The organism is Streptomyces sp. NPDC015345, assembly GCF_043078805.1.
Taxonomy (GTDB): domain Bacteria; phylum Actinomycetota; class Actinomycetes; order Streptomycetales; family Streptomycetaceae; genus Streptomyces.
Window position 1 is genome coordinate 15601 of sequence record NZ_JBIBTX010000015.1, and the last position, 24745, is coordinate 40345.

23 protein-coding genes and 2 pseudogenes are annotated in these 24745 nt (G+C 70.9%); 10 read left to right on the forward strand and 15 right to left on the reverse strand.

The genetic code is table 11. From position 1 onward, the window contains the following. The 3 genes and pseudogenes from hemB to ACF062_RS38125 form a co-directional block, all read left to right on the forward strand. Positions 1-990, forward strand: coding sequence for a porphobilinogen synthase (gene hemB / locus ACF062_RS38115; RefSeq protein ID WP_356577849.1), 990 nt, complete (start codon positions 1-3; stop codon positions 988-990). Between the two features lie 89 nt (positions 991-1079). Next, positions 1080-2057: a zinc-binding dehydrogenase gene (locus ACF062_RS38120; RefSeq protein WP_392144668.1), complete on the forward strand. Its 978-nt coding sequence runs from the start codon at positions 1080-1082 to the stop codon at positions 2055-2057. Positions 2058-2149: 92 nt separating this feature from the next. Beyond that, positions 2150-2530, forward strand: a pseudogene (locus tag ACF062_RS38125) (transposase); the annotation flags it as partial. Positions 2531-2546: 16 nt separating this feature from the next. On the opposite strand, the gene ACF062_RS38130 reads toward ACF062_RS38125, so the two are convergent. From ACF062_RS38130 to ACF062_RS38155, 6 genes are all read right to left on the reverse strand, one after another. Continuing rightward, positions 2547-3968: an FG-GAP and VCBS repeat-containing protein gene (locus tag ACF062_RS38130; RefSeq protein WP_392144670.1), complete on the reverse strand. Its 1422-nt coding sequence runs from the start codon at positions 3966-3968 to the stop codon at positions 2547-2549. Between the two features lie 284 nt (positions 3969-4252). Next, a complete protein-coding gene (gene istB, locus ACF062_RS38135) occupies positions 4253-5464 on the reverse strand; it encodes an IS21-like element helper ATPase IstB (protein WP_392144671.1) in 1212 nt (403 codons plus the stop codon). A 133-nt stretch (positions 5465-5597) separates the two neighbouring features. Then, on the reverse strand, positions 5598-6485 hold the full coding sequence (locus ACF062_RS38140) for an NAD(P)-dependent oxidoreductase (protein ID WP_392144673.1): 888 nt from the start codon (positions 6483-6485) through the stop codon (positions 5598-5600). A 101-nt stretch (positions 6486-6586) separates the two neighbouring features. After that, positions 6587-6832 (reverse strand): DUF397 domain-containing protein, encoded by a 246-nt coding sequence (locus ACF062_RS38145; protein ID WP_392144675.1) that lies wholly within the window; start codon positions 6830-6832, stop codon positions 6587-6589. A gap of 7 nt (positions 6833-6839) precedes the next feature. After that, positions 6840-7085 carry a DUF397 domain-containing protein gene (locus ACF062_RS38150; protein ID WP_392144677.1) on the reverse strand — a complete coding sequence of 82 codons (246 nt, stop codon included), beginning with the start codon at positions 7083-7085 and terminating at the stop codon, positions 6840-6842. Continuing rightward, positions 7082-7867, reverse strand: coding sequence for a Scr1 family TA system antitoxin-like transcriptional regulator (locus ACF062_RS38155; protein ID WP_392144679.1), 786 nt, complete (start codon positions 7865-7867; stop codon positions 7082-7084). Before ACF062_RS38155 ends, ACF062_RS38150 begins: the two co-directional genes overlap by 4 nt. A gap of 531 nt (positions 7868-8398) precedes the next feature. On the opposite strand from ACF062_RS38155, the gene ACF062_RS38160 reads away from it, so the two are divergent. Together ACF062_RS38160 and ACF062_RS38165 are read left to right on the forward strand one after the other, a co-directional pair. Beyond that, complete coding sequence (locus tag ACF062_RS38160; protein WP_392144681.1) at positions 8399-9709, forward strand: helix-turn-helix domain-containing protein; 1311 nt, start codon at positions 8399-8401, stop codon at positions 9707-9709. 92 nt (positions 9710-9801) lie between these two features. Beyond that, complete coding sequence (locus ACF062_RS38165) at positions 9802-11010, forward strand: PLP-dependent aminotransferase family protein (protein WP_392144683.1); 1209 nt, start codon at positions 9802-9804, stop codon at positions 11008-11010. A 9-nt stretch (positions 11011-11019) separates the two neighbouring features. On the opposite strand, the gene argS is transcribed toward ACF062_RS38165, so the two are convergent. Further along, positions 11020-12777 (reverse strand): arginine--tRNA ligase, encoded by a 1758-nt coding sequence (gene argS, locus ACF062_RS38170; RefSeq protein ID WP_356577869.1) that lies wholly within the window; start codon positions 12775-12777, stop codon positions 11020-11022. A 154-nt stretch (positions 12778-12931) separates the two neighbouring features. On the opposite strand from argS, the gene lysS reads away from it, so the two are divergent. Both lysS and ACF062_RS38180 read left to right on the forward strand, forming a co-directional pair. Then, positions 12932-14701 (forward strand): lysine--tRNA ligase, encoded by a 1770-nt coding sequence (gene lysS, locus ACF062_RS38175; RefSeq protein ID WP_392144686.1) that lies wholly within the window; start codon positions 12932-12934, stop codon positions 14699-14701. Positions 14702-14846: 145 nt separating this feature from the next. After that, positions 14847-15044 (forward strand): hypothetical protein, encoded by a 198-nt coding sequence (locus ACF062_RS38180; RefSeq protein WP_223776050.1) that lies wholly within the window; start codon positions 14847-14849, stop codon positions 15042-15044. 15 nt (positions 15045-15059) lie between these two features. Here ACF062_RS38180 and ACF062_RS38185 read toward each other — a convergent pair whose 3' ends face one another. Next, positions 15060-15590, reverse strand: a complete 531-nt coding sequence (locus ACF062_RS38185) for a hypothetical protein (protein WP_392144688.1) — start codon at positions 15588-15590, stop codon at positions 15060-15062. 78 nt (positions 15591-15668) lie between these two features. Here ACF062_RS38185 and ACF062_RS38190 point away from each other — a divergent pair, with 78 nt between their 5' ends. Further along, a complete protein-coding gene (locus ACF062_RS38190; RefSeq protein ID WP_392144690.1) occupies positions 15669-17441 on the forward strand; it encodes a trypsin-like serine peptidase in 1773 nt (590 codons plus the stop codon). Positions 17442-17453: 12 nt separating this feature from the next. Here ACF062_RS38190 and ACF062_RS38195 read toward each other — a convergent pair whose 3' ends face one another. From ACF062_RS38195 to ACF062_RS38205, 3 genes are all read right to left on the reverse strand, one after another. Beyond that, positions 17454-18764, reverse strand: coding sequence for a DUF2637 domain-containing protein (locus tag ACF062_RS38195; RefSeq protein ID WP_392144692.1), 1311 nt, complete (start codon positions 18762-18764; stop codon positions 17454-17456). Positions 18765-18933: 169 nt separating this feature from the next. Beyond that, complete coding sequence (locus ACF062_RS38200; protein WP_392144694.1) at positions 18934-19851, reverse strand: DUF3558 domain-containing protein; 918 nt, start codon at positions 19849-19851, stop codon at positions 18934-18936. A 144-nt stretch (positions 19852-19995) separates the two neighbouring features. Beyond that, entirely contained in the window at positions 19996-20910 is a 915-nt protein-coding gene (locus ACF062_RS38205; RefSeq protein ID WP_392144696.1) for a DUF3558 domain-containing protein, read from the reverse strand. A gap of 171 nt (positions 20911-21081) precedes the next feature. On the opposite strand from ACF062_RS38205, the gene ACF062_RS38210 reads away from it, so the two are divergent. Beyond that, positions 21082-22275 (forward strand): RtcB family protein, encoded by a 1194-nt coding sequence (locus ACF062_RS38210; RefSeq protein ID WP_320590268.1) that lies wholly within the window; start codon positions 21082-21084, stop codon positions 22273-22275. 35 nt (positions 22276-22310) lie between these two features. On the opposite strand, the gene ACF062_RS38215 is transcribed toward ACF062_RS38210, so the two are convergent. From ACF062_RS38215 to ACF062_RS38230, 4 genes are all read right to left on the reverse strand, one after another. Beyond that, positions 22311-22526 (reverse strand): hypothetical protein, encoded by a 216-nt coding sequence (locus tag ACF062_RS38215; protein WP_392144698.1) that lies wholly within the window; start codon positions 22524-22526, stop codon positions 22311-22313. After that, positions 22523-23293 (reverse strand): SDR family NAD(P)-dependent oxidoreductase, encoded by a 771-nt coding sequence (locus ACF062_RS38220; RefSeq protein ID WP_223776058.1) that lies wholly within the window; start codon positions 23291-23293, stop codon positions 22523-22525. Before ACF062_RS38220 ends, ACF062_RS38215 begins: the two co-directional genes overlap by 4 nt. A gap of 66 nt (positions 23294-23359) precedes the next feature. Next, the gene (locus tag ACF062_RS38225; RefSeq protein ID WP_392144700.1) at positions 23360-23695 is read right to left on the reverse strand and encodes a YnfA family protein; all 336 of its coding nucleotides are present in this window, start codon (positions 23693-23695) and stop codon (positions 23360-23362) included. Positions 23696-23972: 277 nt separating this feature from the next. Beyond that, positions 23973-24485 carry a GNAT family N-acetyltransferase gene (locus ACF062_RS38230; RefSeq protein ID WP_392144702.1) on the reverse strand — a complete coding sequence of 171 codons (513 nt, stop codon included), beginning with the start codon at positions 24483-24485 and terminating at the stop codon, positions 23973-23975. 119 nt (positions 24486-24604) lie between these two features. Between ACF062_RS38230 and ACF062_RS38235 the strand changes: the two are divergent. Continuing rightward, positions 24605-24745 (forward strand): annotated as a pseudogene (locus ACF062_RS38235) (5,10-methylene tetrahydromethanopterin reductase); the annotation flags it as partial.

The following is a 24745-nucleotide window of genomic DNA, read 5'->3' on the forward strand; positions in this document are numbered from 1 at the left end:
GTGACGAAGTACGGATCTTTCCCCGGGACGCGGCCGCGGCGGTTGCGCACGACGCCCGCCATGCGGCGCATGGTCGCCGAGACGCGGCTGCATCCGGCCGACCTGATCCTGCCCGCGTTCGTGCGCGAGGGGATCGGCGCCCCGGTGGAGATCGGCGCCATGCCCGGCGTCGTGCAGCACACGCGCGACACCCTGAAGAAGGCGGCCGTCGAGGCGCTGGAGGCCGGGGTCTCCGGGATCATGCTCTTCGGTGTGCCGGAGGAGTCCAAGAAGGACGCCGTGGGCACGGCGGGCACCGACCCGGACGGGATTCTCCAGCTGGCGATCCGCGATGTGCGGGCCGAGGTCGGTGACGAGCTGATCGTCATGTCGGACCTGTGCCTGGACGAGACGACCGACCACGGGCACTGTGGTGTCCTGGACGCCGAGGGGCGCGTCGACAACGACGCCACCCTGGAGCGGTACGCCGAGATGGCCCAGGTCCAGGCCGACGCGGGCGCCCATGTGGTGGGCCCGAGCGGCATGATGGACGGTCAGATCGGTGTCATCCGCGACGCGTTGGACCAGGTCGGCCACGAGGACGTGTCGATCCTCGCCTACACCGTGAAGTACTCCTCGGCCTTCTTCGGCCCGTTCCGCGAGGCCGTCGGGTCGTCCCTCAAGGGTGACCGCAAGACGTACCAGCAGGACCCGGCCAACGCCCGGGAGTCGCTGCGGGAGCTGGCGCTCGACCTGGAGGAGGGCGCCGACATGGTGATGGTCAAGCCGGCCGGTCCCTACCTCGACATCCTCGCGAAGGTCGCCGACGCGGTGGACGTGCCGGTGGCGGCGTACCAGATCAGCGGCGAGTACGCGATGATCGAGGCCGCCGCCGAGCGGGGCTGGATCGACCGTGACAAGGCGATCATGGAGTCGCTCACCGGCATCAAGCGCGCGGGCGCGAACATGATCCTCACCTACTGGGCGACCGAGGTGGCGCGGCAGCTGTGATCCACGGCCGGCCTTGACCTGAAGTCCGGTTGAGGTCGCAGGGTGGTGTGCAGAGGGGCCCGGGGAGGGCCCCGTCCGAGGAGGACGAGATGCACGCCGTTGTTCTGCATGAGTTCGGGCCCGCCGAGAATCTGCGGTACGAGACCTGGCCGGACCCCGTCCCGGGCCCCGGCCAGGTGCGCATCGCGGTGCGGGCGGCCGGCGCGCACTTCGTCGAGACCGTGATGCGGGCGGGCGACGCGTCCGACATGGCGCCGCCACTGCCCGAGCTGCCCGCTGTCTTCGGCGGTGAGGTCGCGGGCGTCGTCGACGCGGTCGGACCCGGCGTCGACACCTCCTGGCTCGGTCGGCCCGTCGTGACCTCGCAGGGTTCGCCCGGCGGGTACGCCGAGCTGGCGGTCGCCGCCGTCGGCGAGCTGCACGCCGTGCCGGACGGGCTCGGCTTCGAGGACGCCGTGACCATGGTGGTGACGGGGGCCAACGCCATGGGACTGCTCGGCGTCGCACAACTGCGCCCCGATGACGTGGTGTTGGTGACGTCCGCCGCCGGGGGAATGGGGCGGCTCGTCGTGCAGTACGCGCACGCCCTGGGTGCCACGGTCGTCGGGGCGGCGGGCGGCCCCGGCAAGGTCGAGGCGGTGCGGGCGCTCGGCGCTGACATCGCCGTGGACTACAACGAGCCCGGGTGGGCCGACTCCGTCCGTGAACGGCTCGGCGGGCGTGCCGTCACCGCCGTGCTGGACGGTGTCGGGGGCGGGAAGGCCGCCGCCGCCTTCGAGTTGATCGGGGAGGGCGGGCGGTACGTCGTCATCGGCTGGGCCTCGCAGGAGGCGTTCGAGCCGGCGCCGGAGGTCCTCGCCGCGCGCGGCATCTCGTACGTCAATGCCCTGATGGAGCTGATCGGGGACCCCGAGGGCGGCCCCGCCCGCGAGCTTGCGGCCCTGGAGGCCGCCGCCAAGGGGGAGTTGGTGGCCTCCTGGCAGGCGTTCCCGCTGGCGCGGGCGGCCGAGGCGCACGCGGCGATGGAGCGGCGGGAGACCACGGGCAAGGTGGTCCTCGTCCCCTAGGGCCTGTCTGACAATTCCCGCCTGCCTCCGGGCGACGACGCGAATTGTCAGACAGGCCCTAGGCCGTGTCTTCAAATGATCACCGCTGGCGGATCCGGGACGGCACCCGGTTCACCGCCGTGATGGAAGCGGTCCGGGTGCCCCGGATCGGACCGGGGCGGCCCCGCACCCGGCCCGATCACGTCCTGGGCGACAAGGGCTACAGCTCGAAGGTGATCCGCACCTGGCTCCGCCGCAAGGGCATACCGCACACGATTCCCGAGCGGGCCGACCAGGTCGGCAACCGGGCCCGGCGAGGCAGCCGTGGAGGCCGCCCGCCGGGCTTCGACCGTGAGGTCTACAAGCACCGCAACGTCGTGGAACGGTGCTTCAACCGCCTCAAGCAGTGGCGCGGTATCGCCACCCGCTACGACAAGACCGCCCGGTCCTACGGAGCAGCCGTCACCGTGGCATCGCTCCTGATGTGGGCGTGACATTTGACGACAGGACCTAGCGCGCCAGGCGCGAGCCCAGGCGGGCGTCCTTCTCCGGGGCGCCGAGCGCGGCCGGGGCGAAAGAGCTGATCCCGGCCGTCGTCAGGCCGGTGGCCGCGCCCTTGAACACCCAGGCGGCACCGGAGTCCCGGTACGTGCCGTCCTCCCCGGGGGCGGTGACGGTCAGGTCGGCCTTCTTGTCGCCGTTGACGTCGGCGAGCGAGACCTCGGCGCCGAACTTGTCGCCCTTCTCGGAGGCGCCGGGGACGCCGGGCGTGGTCTGGGTGAAGGACTGGGCGCCCTTGCCGCCGAGGCCGCTCCTGGCGCCCTTGAGCAGGACGACGTTGCCGCTGTCCCGGACGTTCTTGCCGCTCGCGGTGACGTCCTCGCCGGGGACGCCGACGGCGATGTCGGCGTAGCCGTCGCCGTTGACGTCGCCCGCGCTGATCGAGGCGCCGAACTGGTCGCCGTCCTCACCCACGCCCGGGACGCCCGGGCTGTCCTGGGTGATCTTCACGGTGCGGGTGGCGGCGGGCCCGTTCTTGCTGCCGTAGTCGACGCGGACGGTGCCCTTGTCACGCTCGTTGTCGTCGTCGAAGGGGCCGTTGTCGCGGGTGACGAAGTCGCCGTAGCCGTCGCCGTCCACGTCCGCGACGGCGCCGCCCACGGAGGCCTTGAGGTCCTTGGACGTGTGGCCGAGGCCGGACGCGCCGCCCTTCCAGAAGCGGCTGTCGAACGCCCGGTCCTCAAAGCTGTGGCTGGTGACGAGGTCGTCGACGCCGTCGCCGTCCATGTCGCCCGCGACGAACCCGTCCAGCTCGGGAAACCATTCGAACCCGATATCGTCCTTCCTGGCCGCCTCGCCGCCGCGCGTGAACGGCCCGTACGAGACGGTCATGCCGGGGGGGCCGCTCTCGGGCGTGGCCTTTTCATCATGCGTCACCAGGTCGCGGTGCCCGTCGCCGTCGAAGTCGCCGACGGCCAGGGAGCCGACCGCGCCCGGCAGTCGGGCGGCCGCGTCCGTGAGCCCGGCGGCGGAGCCCCACAGCACCACGGTGCCGCCTTTACCGGCGCCGACGACCAGGTCGGTGTAGCCGTCCCCGTCGAGGTCGGCGGCGGTCAGCTCGCGGCCGAAGGCCCCGTACTTGCTGACGTCCCCGGGCACCCCCGCGCTGGACCGGTCGACGACCTTCCGGCGTGCCGGGTCGGCGCCGTCCTTCGACCCGTACACCACGGCCACGTACCCGGCTTCCTGCTTCCCGCCGACCGTCGCGTGCGCCGCTCCGAGCGCCAGGTCGGCGTACCCGTCCTTGTTGAAGTCGACGACCGGGGCCTTGGCCGCCTTCGCCCGGGGCGCTGCGGACGCGGTGGCGGTGCCTACCGCCAGCGGCGCGGCGATGGCGGCGGCCGCGATGGCGACGACGAGGGAGCGACGCACTGTTCCTCCTGAGACTGGTGGCCCTTCGGATCAGGTTGATCAGGGCCCGCAGAGAGGAGACAGCCGAGGTCACGCGAGGGTTGCACACCTGTGAACCACCAGAAACGGAATCCTTGCCTCAACCTAATGGGGCCGGTCTGCCGCCTTCGCCGCCGGTCTCATGAGCGGCCTCCTGGCCGCCGCCGCCCCGGAGGGCAGGCCAGGTTCGGGGCGGCTCCGTTCGAGGTGCGGCACACCGAAACGCGGCGCGCGCCGGGACAGTTGAAGACACTGCCTAGGCCGTGTCAGAAGGCGGGCCCGGCGCCTTCGAGGCGACGCGTGCGGTAGCTGTCGGCGTCGAGGGTGATGACGTCCGCGTGGTGGGCCAGCCGGTCCACCGTGGCGGACGCCGTCGCGCTGTCGCCGAGGACCTCGTTCCAGCGGTCCAGGGGAAGGCTGCCTGTGACGATCAGGGAGGACCGTTCGTAGCGGTGCGAGACGAGCTGGAAGAGGAGGTGGGCGACCTCGGGGTCAAAGGGCACGTAGCCCACCTCGTCCACGACGAGCACCGGGTACGCGTCCAGCCGGGCCAGCTCCTCGCGCAGCCGCCCCGCGGCCTTGGCCGCCGCGAGCCGGGTGCCCCACTCGGCGGCGGTCGCGAACAGCACCTGGTGACCGGCCTGGCAGGCCCGCACGCCCAGGGCGACCGCCAGGTGCGTCTTGCCGGTGCCGGGCCCGCCGAGCAGGACGACGTTCGCCTTGCGGGTGACGAAGTCGACCTTGCCCAGCCGGGCGATCTCCTGCGGTTCGGGCGACCGCAGGTGCCCCTCGTCGAACATCTCCAGGAGCTTGCGCGAAGGGAACCCGGCGGCCTCGATGCGCTCCTCGGCGCCGGTCGCCTCCGGTTCCGGCGCCCCGGTGTCCCCGGGGCCCCGCTGGGCGGGGATGGCCACGGTCGCCCGGGAGTCCTCCTTGACGGTGCGCATCCTGGCCTCGTGGGCCGCCATGGGCCCGGACATGTAGGCGAGGATGGCGGCGGAGGCGATGAACGCCATGTGGATGACCGTGCCCCACATCAGGTCGTGGCGGGGCGTGTGGTGCACGTCGACGAACATCTGGAGCAGGTGCACCGACGAGATGCCCACGATGGCGGTGGCCAACTTGACCTTCAGCACGTTGGAATTGACGTGCGACAGCCACTCGGGCTGATCGCGGTGGCCCTGGAGGCCGATCCGCGAGACGAAGGTCTCGTACCCCCCGACGATCACCATGATCAGCAGATTGGCGATCATCACCACGTCGACGAGCTTGAGCACGGCGAGCATGACGTGCGTCTCGTCCGCCTGGCCGCTGATGACGTGGTGGATGAGGTGCCACAACTCGTTGAAGAACTTGTAGACGTACACGCCCTGTGCGGCCACCAGGCCGAAGTACAGGGGGGCTTGGAGCCACCGGGTCGCGAAGAGCGCGCACCCCAGAGTGGTCATGTTCGACGGGGGCGGGACGGGACGGGGCACGAGACCTCCAACGGCCGTGAGGCTCGCCATTGTTGTGGACCGGTGCCGACTATCTGAATTCGAGCCACCCGTTGGGGTTAATAGAAATCCAGTCGGACAGGTCGTCCCATCCGACCGCGGGGCCTCTCGGCCGTCAGTCCTTCTTGAGGAGGGTGACGAGGCGGGAGAGGCCGTCGGCGGCGTAGCCCTCGTCGATCGAGCGGTCCAGGAGGGACTGGAGCGGCTCGAACAGGTCGGTGCGCAGGCCCTGCTGGGCGAACGTCGTCAGGAAGTTGGGCAGCGCGGCCTGGTTGATCGCCAGCGACGACACGTCCGTCAGGTGCTGTCCGGAGTCCACCGCCTCGGCCATGCCGGGGACGAGCCCGTCCGTCATCGCGTTCACCCAGTCCTTGAGCAGCGGCGCGAACTCGCGGGCGGGGACGCCTCCGCTGCCGATCAGGGCGTATGCCTGGGCGACGCCCATCACCATGCCGTACATGCCGGTGAGCAGCGACAGGTCGTACAGCGCGGCCGCGCCCGGGTCCTTGCCGACCCACTTGGTGTCCGCGAGCGCCGCCAGCGTGGGGCGGTGCGTCTCGTACGCCTCCTCGTCGGTGCCGCTGTAGAGGATGTACGCGGCGGGCGTCGCGATCATCTGCGGGACGGCCATGATGCCGCCGTCGAGGTACGTGATGCCGCGGCCGGCCGCCCAGTCCGCCAACTCCCTTGCCTGGGCCGGGGTTCCGTTGGTGAGGTTCACGACCGTGCGGCCGGTGAGGGCGTCGGCCTCGGCCTCAAGCAGGCCGCGTACGTTGTCGTTGGTCGTGAGGCAGACGATCACGAGGGGGCTGGCGGTGATGGCCTTGGCCGCGGTCTCGGCCGGGGTCGCGCCCTGGGCGGCCAGGGGGCCCGTCTTGGAGGCGGTGCGGTTCCACACGGTCGTGTCGTGGCCCGCCTTGAGCAGGGCGGCGGCGAGGGCGGTGCCCATCAGGCCGAGGCCGAGGACGGTCACGGAGGCGCGGTGTTCGGTGCTGCTGGGCACGGAGGCTCCTTCAGGGGCGTTCAGAGGCGTTGTTCTGGGGACGCCTCTGATCTTTGCGGGGCCCTGAGGAGCGGACAAGTACCGACTAATTAGTGCGGTACTTACCTATTGGTGTGTGAGCTGGTCAGGAAGGTGGACCAGGTGTCCGGGGTGACGGTCAGGACGGGTCCGGTGGGGTTCTTGGAGTCGCGGATGTGGATGGCGGTGGGGTGCGTGGCTACCTCGACGCATTGTCCACCTTGGTCGCTGCTGTAACTGGACTTCTTCCAGTCGTAGGCAACTTCGAGGCAGGCGCCGCCTTCGCTGCCGCTGTAGGTCGACTTGAACCATGTGGGTGCGGTGCTCATTGCTCTCCTAGCAGACGGAGGTCGAGCCGCTCAGGAAGGTGGACCAGGTGTCCGGGGTGACGGTCAGGACGGGTCCGGTGGGGTTCTTGGAGTCGCGGATGTGGATGGCGGTGGGGTGCGCGGCTACCTCGACGCATTGCCCACCTTGCTCGCTGCTGTAGCTGGACTTCCGCCAGTCGTAGGCGACTTCGAGGCACTGGCCGCCCTCACTGCCGCTGTAGGTCGACTTGAACCATGTGGGTGCGGTGCTCATTGCTCTCCTAGCAGACGGTCCAACAGGCCCTTGCTCTCCTGCGCGTTGAGGGCCTGTGTCCGCAGCATCGCATATTTGCGTTCCAGCAGGGACACCTCGTCGGGGTCGGCTACCAGCTGGCTGCCGCGCTGGGCCTCGACGTAGGCGATCCGCTGATGGTCCGGGGTCTCCAGCAGGGTGAAGGGACCCGAGAGGCCCGCGTGGACGTCGCGTCCGATCGGCATGATCTGGAGGGTGACTCCGGGGAGATCCGCCGCCTCGCGCAGGTGGCGGAGCTGGCCGAAGTACACCTCGTCTCCGCCGAGGCGGTCGCGCACGGTCACCTCGGAGATGACGAATGAGGCCGTGGGCGGGGCCTTGCGGTGCAGGATCTCCTGGCGCTCCATTCGTGCGGCGACGCGCAATGCGATGTCGTCCTCGTGGAGCGTCGGGACTTCGTTGCTGAAGACCGCGCGTGCGTAAGGGTCCGTCTGGAGAACGCCCGGCAGCACCTGGTTGTCGTACCAGGACAGGGCGATCGCCTCACGCTCCAGATCCATGTACTCCTCGGCCCACCTCGGGAACAGGTCGACCTCAGGCATGTTTTCCAGGCCTGCGGTCAACACCCCTCTGGCGTTGACGATTTCCTCCAGCGCGGCCGCCAAGTCCTCCTTCAGCGGCCGTCGGCCCTGCTCGATCGACGCGACCGTCTCCTCGTCGACCACGAGACGGCCCGCCAACTGGCGCTGCGTCAGGCCCGCCGCGCGCCGCAGCGCCCCGACCTGGGCGCCCAGCATCTTCATCGCGGAGGCGTTCCTCCTGTGGCGCTTTTTGGGTGGCATGGCGGCGAACTCCCCCTGTGCGGTGGCGATTGCACTCGTGCGGACCCGTACAGATTCGGCGCACGGGTGCGCGCACAGTCCCATGATGGCCACGGAGCGTCACCGCCGTCCCGTGAATCGGAAACCGGCCGGATGCCGACCGGGGTCGCCGTGCCCTCGTCGCGCAGGCCGATGCCGTCGCTGCTCGCGCACGCCGTCACGGACAGGGTCGCGAGCACGACGGCGGTGGCGGCGAAGAGGCGGGCGGCGAGATCACAACGGGGCTCGGTGGTCCGGGACATGGCTGAGTCCTTGGCGTCGTACGGGCAGGGTGGCGTGTCCGCCTGGACGGTCGGCGGGAGCGGCGTGCTTGGATGGCCACAGCTTGTGCGGCGGGGTGTCCCGGTCGCCAGAGGCGGCGGGGAACGGGGGACGCTGGAACACCCGCGCCTGCTTTGACCTGGGGGGATGGCCTCCTCCTGGAACGCGGTACTGGAATGGGGAGGACGGCACATGGGTTCGCTCGCGGAGCTGCTGCGGGAGCTCAAGGGGCGGTCGGGGCTCAGCTACGGGGTGTTGGCCAAGCGGCTGCACATGAGTACGTCGACCCTGCACCGGTACTGCAACGGCGACGCGGTGCCGGTGGAGTTCGCGCCCGTGGAGCGGTTCGCCCGGCTCTGCAAGGCCTCGCCCGAGGAGCTGGTGGAGGCCCACCGGCGGTGGATCCTGGCGGACGCCGCGCGCGGGCGTAAGGCGGAGCCCGAGGCGCCGGTGGGCGCCGAGGCCGCGCCGCCGCCCGGACCAGAGCAGCCGGACCCGGAGCCGGACCCCGACCCGGAGCCGGAGCCGACGCCGGAGGCGGAACGCGGCAAGCGGCGCCGTGTCGTCGCCGTCGGCGCCGCCGTCGCCCTCGTCGTCGGTGCCGGTTCCGTCGCCCTCGCGCTGAACGGGAGCGACGGGGGGCGCGAGCGCGCCGCGGGCGCTTCGGCATCGGCCAGTCCCAGTGCCACCCCGGGGAACCCGTCCGGCAATGGCGGACGCGAGGACGCCGCCGACGACCGTGCGGAGAAGAAGGACAAGCCCTCCTCCTCGCCCTCGCGCAAGGGCAACGGCAAGGGCAAGGACACCCCGGGGCGGCCCGACGCCTCCGAGGGCAGCGGCAAGGGAGCCGCGGCGGCGGGCGAGGGCAGGAGCGAGGACCTCGGCGCGCCGATCACCGCGCGCACCAGGCCGTACGTCTATGAGAGCCCCTGTAGCCAGCACTTCCTGGTCAACCGGAAGCCGAACCAGGTGCCGCAGCCGCCGGCCGTCGAGCAGGACGCCCCCGGCTGGGCCGCCGATCTCGGCGCCGTCTCGGCCGGTGAGCAGCTCATCGAGGTCACCGTGCAGGGCATGGGCAAGGACACCGTCGTCCTCCAGGACATGCAGGTGCGGGTGCAGAGCACCAGTTCGCCGCTGGCCTGGAACGACTTCCAGATGGGCGTCGGCTGCGGCGGCAACGTCTCCACCAAGTCGTTCGGGGTCGACCTCGACGACGGGACGCCGCGCCTCTCGCCCAAGGCGGGGCAGCGCGACTTCCCGTACAAGGTGAGCGAGAGCGACCCCGAGGTCTTCTACGTCAAGGCCAACACGGAGGCGCACGACGTCCGCTGGTACCTGGAGCTGGAGTGGTCGAGCGGCAGACGGCACAACGTGCTCCGCATCGACGACCAGGGCAAGCCGTTCCGCACCAGCGGCAACGTAGGACGCCCCACATACGGCTGGCCGCTGGGCGGATCCAAGTGGGAAGTACCGCTCGACGGAGACCGCGTTCCGGCGCCCTGAGGCCGCGTCCGCATCCCGGAACGGCGTGTGTAGAGGGCAGGCACATGCTTAGGGTGCCGGACAGAGCCGTCCCAGCCGAAGGAGCCGCCGCCGTGACCGTCACCGAGCCAGTCCGCACCGCCGCCCCCCTGCCGCCGCTGGCCGCGCGCGCCGCCGCGGTCGGGGGCTCGCCGGTACGGGACATCCTCGCGGTCACCGCGCGGCCCGAGGTCATCAACTTCGCGGGCGGGCTGCCCGCCCCCGGCCTCTTCGACGACGAGGGCATCGCGGCGGCCTTCCGCGCGGTCCTCGAAGAGACGCCCGAGCGGGCGCTCCAGTACTCGACCACCGAGGGCGAGCCCGCGCTGCGTACCGCCATCGCCGCGCGCACCACCGCGCGCGGCCTCGCGACCGGCGCCGACGACGTGCTGGTCACCACCGGGTCGCAGCAGGCGCTGTCGCTGCTCGCGACCGCGCTGATAGAGCCGGGCGACACCGTCCTCGTCGAGAACCCCTGCTACCTCGCGGCGCTCCAGGCCTTCGCCTTCGCGGGCGCGCGGGTGGTGCCCGTGCCGTGCGACGAGGCCGGCATCGACCCCGCCGCCCTCGACGGACTCGTCGCCCTGCACCGGCCCAAGCTGCTCTACACCGTCCCCACCTTCCAGAACCCGACCGGCCGCACCCTGCCCGCCGGGCGGCGCGCCGCGATCGCCGAGGTCGCCGAGCGGCGCGGGCTGTGGATCGTGGAGGACGACCCGTACGGGGAGCTGCGCTTCGAGGGCGAGCGGGCGCCGTGGATCGCCACGTACCCGGGGGCCGAGGACCGCACGGTCCTGCTCGGCAGCTTCTCCAAGGTCATGGCGCCGGGCCTGCGGCTCGGCTGGCTGCGGGGGCCCGCGGCGCTGCTGCGCGCCTGCGCCGTCGCCAAGCAGGCCGCCGACCTGCATACGCCGACGGTCAACCAGCTCGCCGCGGCGCGGTACTTGGCGGACTCGGACCTGGACGCGCACGTCGCCCGCGTGGCGGGGGTGTACCGGAAGCGGCGGGACGCGATGCTGGCCGGCCTCGCGGACGCGCTGCCGGAAGGGTCCGGCTGGATCCGGCCCGAGGGCGGCATGTTCGTCTGGGCGAAGCTGCCCGAGGGGTACGACACGGGGGAGTTGCTGCGGAGTGTCGTCGCGCACGACGTGGCGTATGTGCCGGGGGCGCCGTTCTTCGCGGCGGAGCCGGATGTGTCCACCCTGCGGCTGTGCTTCGTGACGCAGTCCCCCGGCGAGATCGCCGAGGGACTGCGCAGGCTCCGGAGCGCGCTGGTGGCGTGACGGGGCTGGTCAGAGGCGCTCGGGCGTCCTGATGCCCAGCAGGGCCATGCCCTGGTGCAGCGTGCGGGCCGTGATGTCGCACAGGAACAGGCGGTTCTCGACCTGCGCCGGGGTGTCCGCCTTCAGGACCGGGCACTTGTCGTAGAACGAGGTGTACAGCGACGCCAACTGGTAGAGGTACGCGGCCAGCTTGTGCGGGGCGTACTCCTTGGCGGCCTCCGTGACCGTGGCGCCGAACGCGTCCAGGTGCAGGCCCAGCGCCCGCTCCGCCGCGTCGAGCGCCAGCTCCGGGTGGGCCGCGGGCCGCACCTCGCCCGCCTTGCGCAGGATCGACTGGATACGGGCGTACGCGTACTGGAGGTAGACCGACGTGTCGCCGTTCAGGGAGACCATCTGGTCGAGGTCGAACTTGTAGTCGCGGTTGGCCGACGTCGACAGGTCCGCGTACTTCACCGCGCCGATGCCGACCTGGAAGGCCCGCTCCTGGATCTCCTCCTCGGTGAGGTCCCGCGCCTTCTCGCGGACGACCTCCGCCGCGCGCTGCACCGCCTCGTCGAGGAGGTCCTCCAGGCGCACCGTCTCGCCCTCACGCGTCTTGAACGGCTTGCCGTCCGCGCCGAGCACCGTGCCGTAGCCCATGTTGTGCGCGGTGACCTCGTCGTTCAGCCAGCCCATCCGGCGAGCCGCCTCGAAGACCATCTTGAAGTGCAGCGACTGCCGCACGTCCACCACGTACAGCAGGGTGGTGGCGTGCAGGTCGACGACCCTGTTGCGGATCGCCGAGAGGTCGGAGGCCGCGTAACCGAAGCCGCCGTCCGCCTTCTGCACGATCAGCGGGACCGGCTTGTCGTCCTTGCCCTTGATGTCGTCGAAGAAGACGACGAGCGCGCCCTCGGAGCGCACCGCGACACCGGACTCCTCCAGGAGCCGCGCCGTCTCGGCCATCATGTCGTTGTACGCGGACTCGCCGACGATCTCCTCGTCGCGGACCTCCATGTCCAGCTTCGCGAAGACCGAGTAGAAGTAGACCTTCGACTCGTCCACGAACCGCTGCCAGAGGTCGAGCGTCTCCTTGTCGCCGGACTGGAGGTCGACGACCCGCTTGCGGGCGCGGTCCTTGAACTCCTCGTCGGCGTCGAAGACCGCGCGCGAGGCCTTGTAGACGCGGTTGAGATTGCTCATCGCCTGCTCGCCGTCGACCTCGTCGGCCGGGGCCAGCTGGCCGGGGTTCTCGATCAGGTACTGGATGAGCATGCCGAACTGGGTGCCCCAGTCGCCGATGTGGTGGCGGCCGATCGTCTTCTCGCCGGTGAAGTCCAGCATGTGGCGCAGGGCGTCGCCGATGACGGCGGAGCGCAGGTGGCCGACGTGCATTTCCTTGGCCACGTTCGGCTGGGCGTAGTCGATCACCGTCGTGCCCCGGTTCTCGGCGTACGGCACGCCGAGCCGCTCGCCGTCCGCCGCCCGCGCCGCGAGGTTCCTCGTGATCGCCCCGTCGGTGACCGTGATGTTCAGGAAGCCGGGGCCGGAGACCTCGATGTCCTTGAACAGGTCGGGGGCGGTGATCCCGGAGACGACCTGCGTGGCCAGCTCCCGCGGGTTGCCCTTGAGCTTCTTGGCGAGCGCCAGGATGCCGTTGGCCTGGAAGTCGGCCCGGTCGCTTCGTCGCAGCAGCGGGTCCGCGGTGCCCGCTTCCGGCAGGGCTGCCGTCAGGGCGTCCGCGAGGCGCTGGTGGACGGAGGCGGTGAGGGACGTGACCGAGGCCATGAATGGGTGCCGTTCTGCTCGGGTGCCTGGTTTGCTGAAGCTGCGAAAACCGAGTATCCCACGCGGTGAAAAGCGGTTTTCGCGGTTACGGGGCGACCTGGGAGAATGGCTGGGTCAAGCGGTACTCACTTAAGAACGTAAGAAGCAGAAAGGCGTGCCGATCGTGGCTCAGAGCACCGATACCACCGACTGGGTCTCCCGCTACGCGGACGAGGTCATCGCCGAGTCGGAGCGTCGTGCCCCGGGCAAACCCGTCACGGTCGCCTCGGGCCTCTCCCCCTCCGGCCCGATCCACCTCGGCAACCTCCGCGAGGTCATGACCCCGCACCTCGTCGCCGACGAGATCCGCCGCCGCGGGTACGAGGTCCGCCACCTGATCTCCTGGGACGACTACGACCGCTACCGCAAGGTCCCGGCCGGCGTCCCCGGCGTCGACGAGTCCTGGGCCGAGCACATCGGCAAGCCGCTCACCTCCGTGCCCGCCCCGGCCGGCTCCGCGTACCCGAACTGGGCCGAGCACTTCAAGGCAGCCATGGCCGAGGCGCTCACCGAGCTGGGCGTCGAGTACGACGGCATCAGCCAGACCGAGCAGTACACCTCGGGCGCCTACCGCGAGCAGATCCTGCACGCGATGAAGCACCGCGGCGACATCGACGCGATCCTCGACCAGTACCGCACGAAGAAGGACCCCGCCAAGGGCGGTAACGGCGGCAAGGGTGGCGCCAAGCAGCAGAAGCCGGTCGACGAGGCCGAGCTGGAGGCCGCCGAGGGCTCCGGCGCCGCCTCCGAGGACGACGGCAGCGGCGGCAGCGGCGGGTACTACCCGTACAAGCCCTACTGCGGGCAGTGCGAGAAGGACCTGACGACCGTCGTCTCGTACGACGACGAGTCCACCGAGCTGGTCTACACCTGTACGGCGTGCGGCTTTGGCGAGACCGTGAAGCTGAGCGAGTTCAACCGAGGCAAGCTGGTCTGGAAGGTCGACTGGCCGATGCGCTGGGCCTACGAGGGCGTCATCTTCGAGCCGAGCGGCGTGGACCACTCGTCCCCCGGCTCGTCGTTCGTCGTCGGCGGCCAGATCGTGCGGAAGATCTTCGACGGCGTGCAGCCGATCGGCCCGATGTACGCCTTCGTCGGGATCTCGGGAATGGCGAAGATGTCGTCCTCGAAGGGCGGCGTGCCGACCCCGGCCGACGCCCTGAAGATCATGGAGGCGCCGCTCCTTCGCTGGCTGTACGCGCGCCGCAAGCCCAACCAGTCCTTCAAGATCGCCTTCGACCAGGAGATCCAGCGGCTCTACGACGAGTGGGACAAGCTGGAGGCCAAGGTCGCCGACGGCTCCGCGCTGCCCGCCGACGCGTCCGCGCACTCCCGCGCCGTGCGCACCGCCGCCGGTGAGCTGCCGCGCACCCCGCGGCCGCTGCCGTACCGCACGCTGGCCTCCGTCGCCGACATCACCGCCGGTGCCGAGGACCAGACGCTGCGCATCCTCGGTGACCTCGACCCGTCGGCGCCGCTGACCTCGCTCGACGAGGTGCGGCCGCGGCTCGACCGCGCCGAGAACTGGATCACCACCCAGGTCCCGGCCGAGGCGCGCACGATCGTGCGCGCCGAGCCCGACACCGAGCTGCTCTCCACGCTGGACGAGGAGAGCCGCGAGTCGCTGCGGCTGCTCCTGGAGGGCCTCGACTCGCACTGGTCCCTGGACGGCCTCACCCACCTCGTCTACGGCGTGCCGAAGGTGCGGGCCGGGTTCTCGGCGGAGGCGACGGCCAAGGAGCTGCCGCCGGAGATCAAGGTGGCGCAGCGGACGTTCTTCGCGCTGCTGTACCGGCTGCTCGTGACCCGGGAGACCGGGCCGCGGCTGCCCACGCTGCTGCTGGCCGTGGGCGCGGACCGGGTGCGCAAGCTGCTCGGCGCGTAGGCCTGTCAGAGGGGGCGGGCGGGAGTCTCCCGCCCGCCCCCTCCGCGTATTCCGTACGCACCCTGCGTCTCTGCACCCTTCGGACTACCCGGGGTTCGACCCGGGGCAGGACGCCGCGGGCTGATCCCTCCGTGATCGTGGAGGCATGAAGGAAATCATCGCCATCGTCGGATGGGTCACGGGAATCCAGGGCGCCCTCGGAGCCGCCGGCCGCCTCTTCGGGGACGGCCCCTGGGGGCTGCTGCACAAGTGGTGGGACGTGCCCACGCCCTTGTACGTGGCCCTCTTCGCCGCCGGTGCCGTGCTCGCCGTATACGGGGAGCTGGGCAAGAAGCGGGCGTGAGCGCCACGACCGGCGCTACGCCTGGCGCCGCCTGCGTACGGCGAAGAAGACCAGCGCGGCCAGGACGGCGACCGAACCGGTGGCGATGGTGAGGGTCACCGGCGTCCAGTCGGGGGCCTCGGACCGCGGCCGGGCCTCGGCGGCGCACTCGGCGCCGGGGGCCGCGCCGCCCGCCTCGACCCGCACCGTGCCGTTGGTCCGCGCCTCCTCCGGCGGCACCGGCTCGTCGAAGCGGAGGGAGTGGTCGCCGGGTTTCGCGTCGCAGCGGATCGTGGCCCGGCCCTTCCAGGAGACCTTGCCGGAAGGTTCCAGTTTCACCGGCCCCGAGAACGCGTCGGAGCGGACGGTGACGCGGTGGCCGTCGTCCATCTGGTCCATCAGTTCCGGATTCAGCACGGACAGCGTGACGCGTTCGCCGGGCCTCACCGAGCCCGGTACGACGGTGAGTTCACCTTCCCGGCCCGCCTGCGCGGCGGCGCTTGTGATGCCTGCCAGGGAAAGGGCGAGGGCGAGCGCTCCAGCCGTTACGGCGGTTTTGTGTGGCATAAGGTGATCTTATCCGGATCTTATTCAGGGGGAGTCTGGGCGCACATCCGACCTCGGGCGCCCAGCGGAAAGGCAGTTGTGCGCATTTCACGTTGGGCCCGCGCCGTGGCCATGGGGGTGGGCGGCGGGTTCCTCGCCGTCTCGGCCACCACCGCCACCGCGGCGACACCCGTCGGTGACAGCAGGGCGGTTCCGAAGGAGAGTGACGCGGCATGGGGGGCCGCGGCGGCGGCGCGGTTCTGGACCGCCGACCGCATGGAAGCGGCGACGCCGTTGCGGTCCTCGGTGGAGACCCCCAGGGGGATGCGGGCGTCGGTGGCGTCCGCGGCGAGGGCCCAGACCGACTACGAGGGCTCCAAGACCATCGGCGTGCTCTACTTCGTCGACAAGGGCATGGCCAAGCACAACTGCACGGCCAGCGTGGTCCACAGCCCCAAGGGCAACCTCATCCTCACCGCGGGGCACTGCGGCAACGGCGACAAGTACGCCTTCGTGCCCCAGTACCGCACGGGCAAGACCCCGGCGCAGCAGCCCCACGGCATCTGGGCGGTCGACCGTGTCTTCAAGGACCCGCGGCGCACCGACCACGGCCCCGGCTCGGACCTCGACTTCGCCTTCGCGACCGTCAAGCCCGACAGCCCCGGCAAGCACGGCCGCCAGATCGAGGACATCACCGGCGCCAACACCCTCACGCGCACGCCCCGTTACGACCTCTCGGTCACCGTCATCGGTTACCCGTCGGCCAGGAACGCCCCGAAGGACCAGGCGATCAAGTGCCGCACGAAGACCACCCGGCTCACCGGTTACAAGCAACTGCGCATGGAGTGCGGCGGGTTCTTCGGCGGCACCTCGGGCAGCCCGTGGCTGATGGACTTCGACGAGCGGACCAAGACGGGCAAGGTCATCGGCAACCTCGGCGGCGCGGGCGGCGGCGGAGCCACCGACTCCGTCTCCTACGCGCCCTTCTACGACGACGAGGTGTTCAAGCTCTACGCCGACGCCGTGCACGACGCGGCCGTCGTCGAGCGGCCCCCGCTGCCCGCCACCCTCGGCACCGGCGAGACCTGGCAGCACACCAAGCACATGGCCACCGGCGACTACACCGGGGATGGCAAGGCCGACCTCCTCGTGGTCTGGACCGACGGTGAGGTCACCCTCCACCCGGGCAACGGCAAGGGCGGCTTCACCGGCGAACGACGCCTGAAGAAGCCCAACGCCACGTGGAAGCACGCCACGGCCCTCACCGGCGGCGACTTCACCGGCACCGCCCTCTCCGACCTCATGGTGCGCTGGTCCGACGGCGAGGTGACCCTGTACCCGGACGTGTCCGCCTCGGGGTTCGGCACGGAGACCAAGCTCGCCGCCGCCGGATCCCGCTGGAAGAAGGCCGCCCAGCTCACCGCGGGCCGCTTCGGCGGCGGAAACAAGACCGACGACGTCGTCGTGCGCTGGACCGACGGCGAGGTCAGCCTGTACAGCGACGTGGACGGCCGCGGCTTCAAGAAGAAGACCCGGCTCCACAAGCCCGGCGCCACGTGGAAGCGCACCGCCCTGCTCACCGGCGGCGACTTCACCGGCACCGCCCTGGGAGACCTCTTCGTCCGCTGGATCGACGGGGAACGCACCGTCCACAAGGACGTGAGCCCGGCAGGACCCGGCAAGAAGACCCGCATGGGAGCCCCCGGCGCCCTGTGGAAGCACGCCAAGGTGGTGACCGCCGGCGCCTACACCGCGGGCGGCCGGCCCGACGACCTGATCGTGCGCTGGAGCGACGGCGAGGTCAGCCTCTACGCCGACACGACGGCGAAGCTCGGCCGCGAGGTCACCCTCGTGCCGCCGAAGGTCTCCTGACGCTCCGTCGGGTCACGCGATGTATTCCGCGCCGACGTCCGCGCCCGCGTCCAGATCCTGTTGGTAGCGGGAGCGGAAGTCGCGCAGGTACGGGCGGAGCGTGCTCTCGGTGAGCGGCCCGCCCGCCTGGCCCGTGACGCCGTACAGGTCCATCAGGTACAGGCTGAACTGCCGGGCGTTGGGGTAGTCGCCGATCTCGCTGACGTACTTGCGGAACGCCGTGAAGTACGCCTCCATGCGGGATACGTCGTCGGGGAGCCCGGGGATGTCGGGCTCGGGCTCGGGCTCCGTCCGCGCCTCCGGCTCCGGCTCCGGCTCGGGCTCGGGCTCGGTGCGCGTGGTGGCGGCGGGGTGGCGCGTGTCATCGTCGTAGGGGCCGTTGTCGTACCGCTCGTTGCCGTGCTGTCCGTTGTCGTACGGGGCCTGCTCCTCGTACCACTGGTCGTACGGCTCCTCGGGGGCGTACGAAGCGGGGTGCTTCGCGAACCACGGGCTCTCGTGCGGCAGGACCTCCGGCTGGGGCTCCGGCTCCGGCTCGGGCTCCGGCTGGGGCCTGCGCGGGGCCGGCAGCTGGGGCTGCTGGGAGGCCGTGGTCTGCGCGGCGGCCGGGGCCGGGGCCGGGGGCAGCAGGGCCGGTTCGATGCCCGCGGCGGCCAGGCCCGCGGGGGCGGTCTCCGCCAGCGGCACGCCGTAGCGGGCGAGGCGCAGCGGCATCAGGGACTCGACGGGGGCCTTGCGGCGCCAGGCACGGCCGAAGCGGGAGCGCAGCCGGGCCTGGTAGACGAGGCGTTCCTGCTCCAGCTTGATCACCTGGTCGTAGGAGCGCAGCTCCCACAGCTTCATCCGGCGCCACAGCAGGAAGGTGGGCAGCGGGGAGAGCAGCCACCGGGTGAGCCGTACGCCCTCCATGTGCTTGTCGGCGGTGATGTCCGCGATCCGCCCGATCGCGTGCCGCGCCGCCTCGACCGCGACGACGAAGAGCACGGGGATCACGGCGTGCATGCCCGTGCCGAGCGGGTCCGGCCAGGCCGCCGCGCCGTTGAAGGCGATCGTCGCGGCCGTGAGCAGCCACGCCGTCTGCCGCAGCAGCGGGAAGGGGATGCGGATCCAGGTCAGCAGGAGGTCCAGGGCCAGCAGGACGCAGATGCCCGCGTCGATGCCGATCGGGAAGACCACCGAGAAGCCGCCGAAGCCCTTCTGCTCGGCGAGCTCGCGCACGGCCGCGTACGACCCTGCGAAGCCGATCCCGGCGATGACGACCGCACCGGCGACGACCACCCCGATGAGTATCCGGTGCGTGCGTGTCAGCTGCATCGCGGCCACCCGCGAACCCCTCCCTGTTCAGCCTGGATCGGCTTGTTGCGAGCGATAGCCTGGCACACGTGTGCGGGGGGTCTGTCGGCCGGTACGCCAAGAGCCCGGCCCTCGGGGGCCGGGCTCCGTCAACCGCGGTGGCCGCGGGGTGCGTTGGCGGCGTCGAAGACGCCGGGGGTCAGGACTTGGACGTCGACTTGGACTTGCTGGTGTCCGACTTGGCGTCGTCGGACTTGGCGTCGTCCGACTTGGCGTCGTCCGACTTCGCGTCGGTCTTCTTCGCGTCGGCGTCCGACTTCGGCTTGTCGTCCGACTTCGGCTTGTCCCCGGACCCGGACGGCGCCTTGGCGCCGCCCTCGTTGGCGGAGACGACCGCGGCCGCGGCCTCCTTCGCCGCCTTCTGCGCGGCCTTCGACAGGACACCGGCGTCGGGGGACTTCTCGCCCGCGAGGCCCGCGCCGTTGTAGTCGACCGTGATGACCGCGTTCTCCACGCGCGTCACGAACGTCTGCTGCTTGAAGGTGTCCTTGTCCTTCTTCAGGTCGTACCGCACGAGCGTCGCCTGCTCGCCGACGCCCTGCACCGGCTCCGTCTTGACGCTCTTCGCGTCCTTGGTGGCCTGGGCGTCCGCGACCTGCTTGGCGAAGCTCTCCTGTGCGCGCTTCGCGCCACTGCCGAGCGAGGCGTCCGAGTCGAAGCGCATCAGCGAGACGCGCAGCCAGCGGAACTGGGAGCCGTCCACGCCGTTGTTGTCGAGGCTGTCCCAGGAGCAGCTGCCGCGCAGCGCCGTGTCCGTGGACGTGCCGGCCTTGCCCTTGTCCTCGGCCTCCGGCACAAGGTCCTGGAGCGTCTTCTTCGACAGGACCTTGCAGGGCTCGGGGAGCTTGCCGTACGCGGCCTCCTCCACGGCCGGGGCCTTGTCCCCCCCGGCCTTCTTCGAGGCCGACGCCGTGGCGCCCGCCTCCTTCTTGGCCCCGTCGGAGCCGGAGTCGGAGTCGGATGAGCAGCCGGAGGCGACGAGGATCACCGGTACGGCGGCCGCGCTGACGAGGATGCGGCTCAGACGCTGGCGCTGTCGCTGTGCAGGTCGGTGCATGGTTCCTTCACTCAGTTCGTCTCGTGACGTCCGGTTCGTCTCGTGACGTCGTCGGGTCCGAGGGGCCACGGTACGCGCATGGGGCGGCGGGTGGCCCCGCTTCACGTGCGCGGGGCCCCTGCCCGCGCCCGCTCCGTCCGCCGGCTACTCGTCGAACTTCCCGGCGAGGCCATCGGCCAGTTCCAGCGCCTTGTCCTGCATTTCCTTGCTGTCGGGGACGTCCGTGCGGCGGCCGGGCTGCTCGTCGTACTCAATGGTGACGATGACGTTCGACGTGCGGAACACCACAGTCACGGTGCGGTGTCGGGTGGCCGAGGCGGCGGTGGTGAGGGCGTCGTCCAGGAACGCCTCGTCGCCGAGGTCCTCCAGGGAGCGGGGCTCCAGGCCGGCGGGCGGGGTGGCGGGCTCGGTCGTGGAGGCGGCGTCGTCGTCGCCGGGCTCGGTACGGTCCTTCGTCCCGCCCTGGGCCTTGTCGCCCTTCTCCTCCTTGCCCTCCTTCTCCTCCTTGCCGTCCTTCTCCTTCTCCTCCTTCGACGCGTCCTTGCCGTCCTTGTCGTTCTTGTCTTCGTCGTCCGCGTCCGGGGATTCGCTGTCGGAGGAGGCGGGCACCGGGAGGCCCGCCTCGCGCAGCTTCGTCGAGTAGACCTCCGCGGCGCGGTCGTCGTCGCTGACCGTGCCGTCGTAGGAGACGACCCGCTCGAAGTCGACGAGGAGGTGGTGGGAGGCGCCGGACGACTCGACCTTCCAGCGGCAGCCCACGCGCCGGTCGGTGTCGTACGTGACCGTGGGCGTCCCCTCGTACGCCTTCTCGCGCTGCTCGCCCTCCCCCATCTCCGTGAGGCCGGGGAGCATCGCGTCGAGGGTGCCCGGCTCGACCTCGCCGCAGGGCTCAGGGAGCGTGCGGTACTTGCCGGGCTCGGCGGGGGCGGCCGCGCTGCCGGTGTCCCCCGGCTTGGAGTCGTCGGCTCCGTCGCCGCCGCCGGAGCCTCCGGTGCAGCCGGCGAGCAGTGCCGCGAGGAGCGCGGCGGCGACACCGGGCGCGTAGACCTTCCGCTGCACCGTGATGGCTCCTCTCGTGGGGATATTCGGTTGCCGCTGACAGGCGACCGGTGGACACAATGTCTATCGCACGCGCCGCCGTGGACGCCGGTCCGATACCCCTTTCGTAGACCTTGGCTCCGGTATTTGCGCTTCTAGACTTGTAGTGGGTTACGGGGGAAAGAGGACGATATGTCGTATGTAGAGGTTCCCGGCGCGAAGGTGCCGATACGGATGTGGGCCGACCCGGCGTCGGTCGAGGACGTCGCGATGCGACAGCTGCAGAACGTGGCGACGCTGCCGTGGATCAAGGGTCTGGCGGTCATGCCGGACGTCCACTTCGGCAAGGGGGCGACGGTCGGATCGGTGATCGCCATGCAGGGCGCGGTCTGCCCGGCGGCGGTCGGCGTCGACATCGGCTGCGGCATGTCGGCGGTCAGGACGTCACTGACGGCGAACGACCTCCCGGGAGATCTGTCGCGCCTGCGGTCGCGGATCGAGGCGGTGATTCCGGTGGGGCGGGGCATGCATGACGACCCCGTCGATCCGGGGCGCTTCCATGGGATGGCGACGGCGGGGTGGGACGACTTCTGGGGGCGGTTCGAGGGGGTCGCGGAGGCGGTCAAATTCCGTCAGGATCGGGCGACAAAGCAGATGGGAACGCTCGGAAGCGGCAACCACTTCGTTGAATTCTGTCTCGACGAGGCGGGTTCGGTGTGGCTGATGCTGCACTCCGGTTCGCGGAACATCGGCAAGGAACTCGCCGACCACCACATCGGCGTGGCGCAAGGGCTCCCGCACAACCAAGGGCTCGTCGACCGTGACCTGGCGGTGTTCATCGCGGACACCCCGCAGATGGCGGCGTACCGGAACGACCTGTTCTGGGCGCAGGAGTACGCGAAGCACAACCGCGCGATCATGATGGCGCTCTTCAAGGACGTGATCCGCAAGGAGTTCAAGAAGGCCAAGCCGGTGTTCGAGCAGGAGATCTCCTGCCACCACAACTACGTCAGCGAGGAGCGGTACGACGGGATGGACCTGCTGGTCACCCGTAAGGGCGCGATCCGCGCCGGCAGCGGTGACTTCGGGATCATCCCGGGCTCGATGGGCACCGGCTCGTACATCGTGAAGGGCCTCGGCAACGAGGCGTCCTTCAACTCCGCCTCGCACGGCGCCGGCCGGCGCATGAGCCGGGGCGCGGCGAAGCGGCGCTTCTCGACGCAGGACCTTGCGGAGCAGACGCGGGGCGTGGAGTGCCGCAAGGACTCGGGCGTCGTGGACGAGATCCCGGCCGCGTACAAGCCGATCGAGCAGGTCATCGACCAGCAGCGGGACCTCGTCCAGGTCGTGGCGAAGCTCAAGCAGGTCATCTGTGTGAAGGGCTGAGACGCGGAGTGAAGGGCTGAGACGCGGACGTCGTGCTACTTCGCGTGTGTGATGGCGAAGATCATGACGAAGGCGACCAGGTGGATGCCGAAGAGGAAGTACGCGAGGTACCACCACACCATCCGTTCGTTCTTCTTCTCCTCGGCGAGGCGTTGGGTCTCCCGCTCGTGTGTGAGGCGTTCGAGGGGGTCCTGGGAGTCCGCGGAGTAGGCGGGGGTGCCGGGGTCGTCGCCGGGGAGGGCCACGGTCATGACTCCCGGTGGACCTTGGTGTTGGAGGCCTGGGCGCGCGGGCGGACCACCAGCAGGTCGATGTTGACGTGGGGCGGGCGGGTGACCGCCCAGGTGATGGTGTCCGCCACGTCCTCGGCCGTCAGCGGATCGGCCACGCCCGCGTAGACCTTCGCGGCCTTCTCGGAGTCGCCGCCGAAGCGGGTCAGCGCGAACTCGTCCGTCTTGACCATGCCGGGCGCGATCTCGATGACGCGGACCGGGGTGCCGACGATCTCCAGGCGCAGCGTCTCGGCGAGGACGTGCTCGGCGTGCTTGGCGGCCACGTAGCCGCCGCCGCCCTCGTACGTGCCGTGCCCGGCGGTCGAGGAGAGGACGACCACCGTGCCGTCGCCGCTCGCGGTGAGCGCGGGGAGCAGGGCCTGCGTGACGTTCAGCGTGCCGAGGACGTTCGTCTCGTACATCCGGCGCCAGTCGGCCGGGTCGCTGGTGGCGACGGGGTCCGCGCCGAGCGCGCCGCCCGCGTTGTTCACCAGGACCGCGATCTTCTTGAACGCCGTCGCGAAGGTGTCGACCGCCGCGCGGTCGGTGACGTCGAGTGCGTACGCCATCGCGTCGTGCCCCGCGTCGGTGAGCTCGGCGGCGAGCGCCTCGATGCGGTCCTTGCGGCGCGCGGTGAGGACGACGCGGTAGCCGGCGGCGGCCAGGCCGCGTGCGGTGGCGGCACCGATGCCGCTGCTGGCGCCGGTGACGATGGCGATGCGCTTGGTGGCGGCGGCAACGGTCATGGGGCGCTCCTCGGGGCTGGGCGGTGAGGGTGGTCGGTCGTCTGCGGGTCAGGATATGTGGGCCGTTCAGCGGCTCCGGGGCGCGTACATGATCACGGCCATTCCCGCGAGGCAGATCAGGGCGCCGATGACGTCCCAGCGGTCCGGGCGGTACCCGTCCGCGGCCATGCCCCAGGCGATCGAGCCCGCGACGAAGACCCCGCCGTACGCGGCGAGGATGCGGCCGAACTCGGCGTCGGGCTGGAGCGTGGCCACGAATCCGTAGACGCCGAGTGCGATGACGCCCGCGCCGATCCAGGCCCAGCCGCGGTGCTCGCGCACGCCCTGCCAGACGAGCCAGGCGCCGCCGATCTCGAAGAGGGCGGCCAGGATGAACAGGGCGGCGGAGCGGGCGATGAGCATGAGGGACAGGGTGGCATGCGGTGCCGGTGGGTGCCGGTGGGTGCGTGGGGTCGTTTTGGGGGCGGGGCCGTGGGGGTATGTCCGTGCTCGCCATCTTGGCGCGGGCGCTTTGCTGCTTCGGGGCCCTTATGACCACCACTGTGCTCCGCGCGCACATACCCCCACGTCCCCTCGGGCGCGCTCGCGGGTGCGGGCCGTCCCCGCTGTGGGACGCGCACATACCCCCACGTCCCCTCGGGCGCGCTCGCGGGTGCGGGCCGTCCCTGCTGTGGGTCTGCTACTTCCCGGTCAAGGTGTATCGCCAGTCATGGCATGGGTGCCAGTTGCCCTTGGGGTACTCGATCGTTGCCTCGCCCCGCAGGGTGAAGCCCGCCTTGCGGCACACCGCGTTGGACGCCCCGTGCTCCGTCGCGGGGAACGCGTGGAGGTGGGCGTGGCGGGCCGCTGCCCTCGCCTCGGTGATGATCAGCCGCGCCGCGCCCACCGCGACGCCGCGGCCCTGGAACTCGGGCAGGACGCCCCATCCCGTCTCCCAGACCGTCTCGCCCTGCCAGGTCGTCTCCCAGTACCCGATCGAGCCCGCCGTCACGCCGTCCAGCGTGATCCGGAACATCTGGCCCTTGTCGTCCAGGCGGAGATAGCGGCGGTGCCGGTCCGCGAGCTTCTCGGGTATCTCGGGGCCGCCCAGGTGCTCCGTCATCTCCGGGGTGTTGAGTCGGGCGAGGAGCGCTGGGCCCTCGTCTTCCGGCCAGGGGTCCAAGTGGATGTGCGGCTGTTCTGATCGCTCCATGCGGTCACCGTAGGGCGAGGGTCTGACAAGCGTGGCGGGGCGGCGGGGGAGGGGGAATAGGCGGGAGCGGGGGGTCGTTCATGGGTGTGGTTGAATCGTAAACAATCTGGGAGTCGGTCATGCAGTTCGGGGTTTTCAGTGTCGGTGACGTGACGGTCGATCCGGCGACGGGGCGCGCGCCGAGTGAGTACGAGCGGATCAAGGCGATGGTGGCGATCGCGTTGAAGGCGGAGGAGGTGGGGCTGGATGTGTTCGCCACG

What these genes read in the sequence shown, in the direction of transcription:
- ACF062_RS38160 (WP_392144681.1), top strand. Translation starts at nt 8,399, where the DNA reads ATGGGTTCGCTCGCGGAGCTGCTGCGGGAGCTCAAGGGGCGGTCGGGG.
- ACF062_RS38185 (WP_392144688.1), bottom strand. Translation starts at nt 15,590, where the DNA reads ATGCCACACAAAACCGCCGTAACGGCTGGAGCGCTCGCCCTCGCCCTT.
- ACF062_RS38215 (WP_392144698.1), bottom strand. Translation starts at nt 22,526, where the DNA reads ATGACCGTGGCCCTCCCCGGCGACGACCCCGGCACCCCCGCCTACTCC.
- ACF062_RS38155 (WP_392144679.1), bottom strand. Translation starts at nt 7,867, where the DNA reads ATGAAGATGCTGGGCGCCCAGGTCGGGGCGCTGCGGCGCGCGGCGGGC.
- ACF062_RS38210 (WP_320590268.1), top strand. Translation starts at nt 21,082, where the DNA reads ATGTCGTATGTAGAGGTTCCCGGCGCGAAGGTGCCGATACGGATGTGG.
- ACF062_RS38200 (WP_392144694.1), bottom strand. Translation starts at nt 19,851, where the DNA reads ATGCACCGACCTGCACAGCGACAGCGCCAGCGTCTGAGCCGCATCCTC.
- ACF062_RS38220 (WP_223776058.1), bottom strand. Translation starts at nt 23,293, where the DNA reads ATGACCGTTGCCGCCGCCACCAAGCGCATCGCCATCGTCACCGGCGCC.
- ACF062_RS38120 (WP_392144668.1), top strand. Translation starts at nt 1,080, where the DNA reads ATGCACGCCGTTGTTCTGCATGAGTTCGGGCCCGCCGAGAATCTGCGG.
- ACF062_RS38180 (WP_223776050.1), top strand. Translation starts at nt 14,847, where the DNA reads ATGAAGGAAATCATCGCCATCGTCGGATGGGTCACGGGAATCCAGGGC.
- ACF062_RS38225 (WP_392144700.1), bottom strand. Translation starts at nt 23,695, where the DNA reads ATGCTCATCGCCCGCTCCGCCGCCCTGTTCATCCTGGCCGCCCTCTTC.
- ACF062_RS38230 (WP_392144702.1), bottom strand. Translation starts at nt 24,485, where the DNA reads ATGGAGCGATCAGAACAGCCGCACATCCACTTGGACCCCTGGCCGGAA.
- ACF062_RS38145 (WP_392144675.1), bottom strand. Translation starts at nt 6,832, where the DNA reads ATGAGCACCGCACCCACATGGTTCAAGTCGACCTACAGCGGCAGCGAA.
- argS (WP_356577869.1), bottom strand. Translation starts at nt 12,777, where the DNA reads ATGGCCTCGGTCACGTCCCTCACCGCCTCCGTCCACCAGCGCCTCGCG.
- ACF062_RS38150 (WP_392144677.1), bottom strand. Translation starts at nt 7,085, where the DNA reads ATGAGCACCGCACCCACATGGTTCAAGTCGACCTACAGCGGCAGTGAG.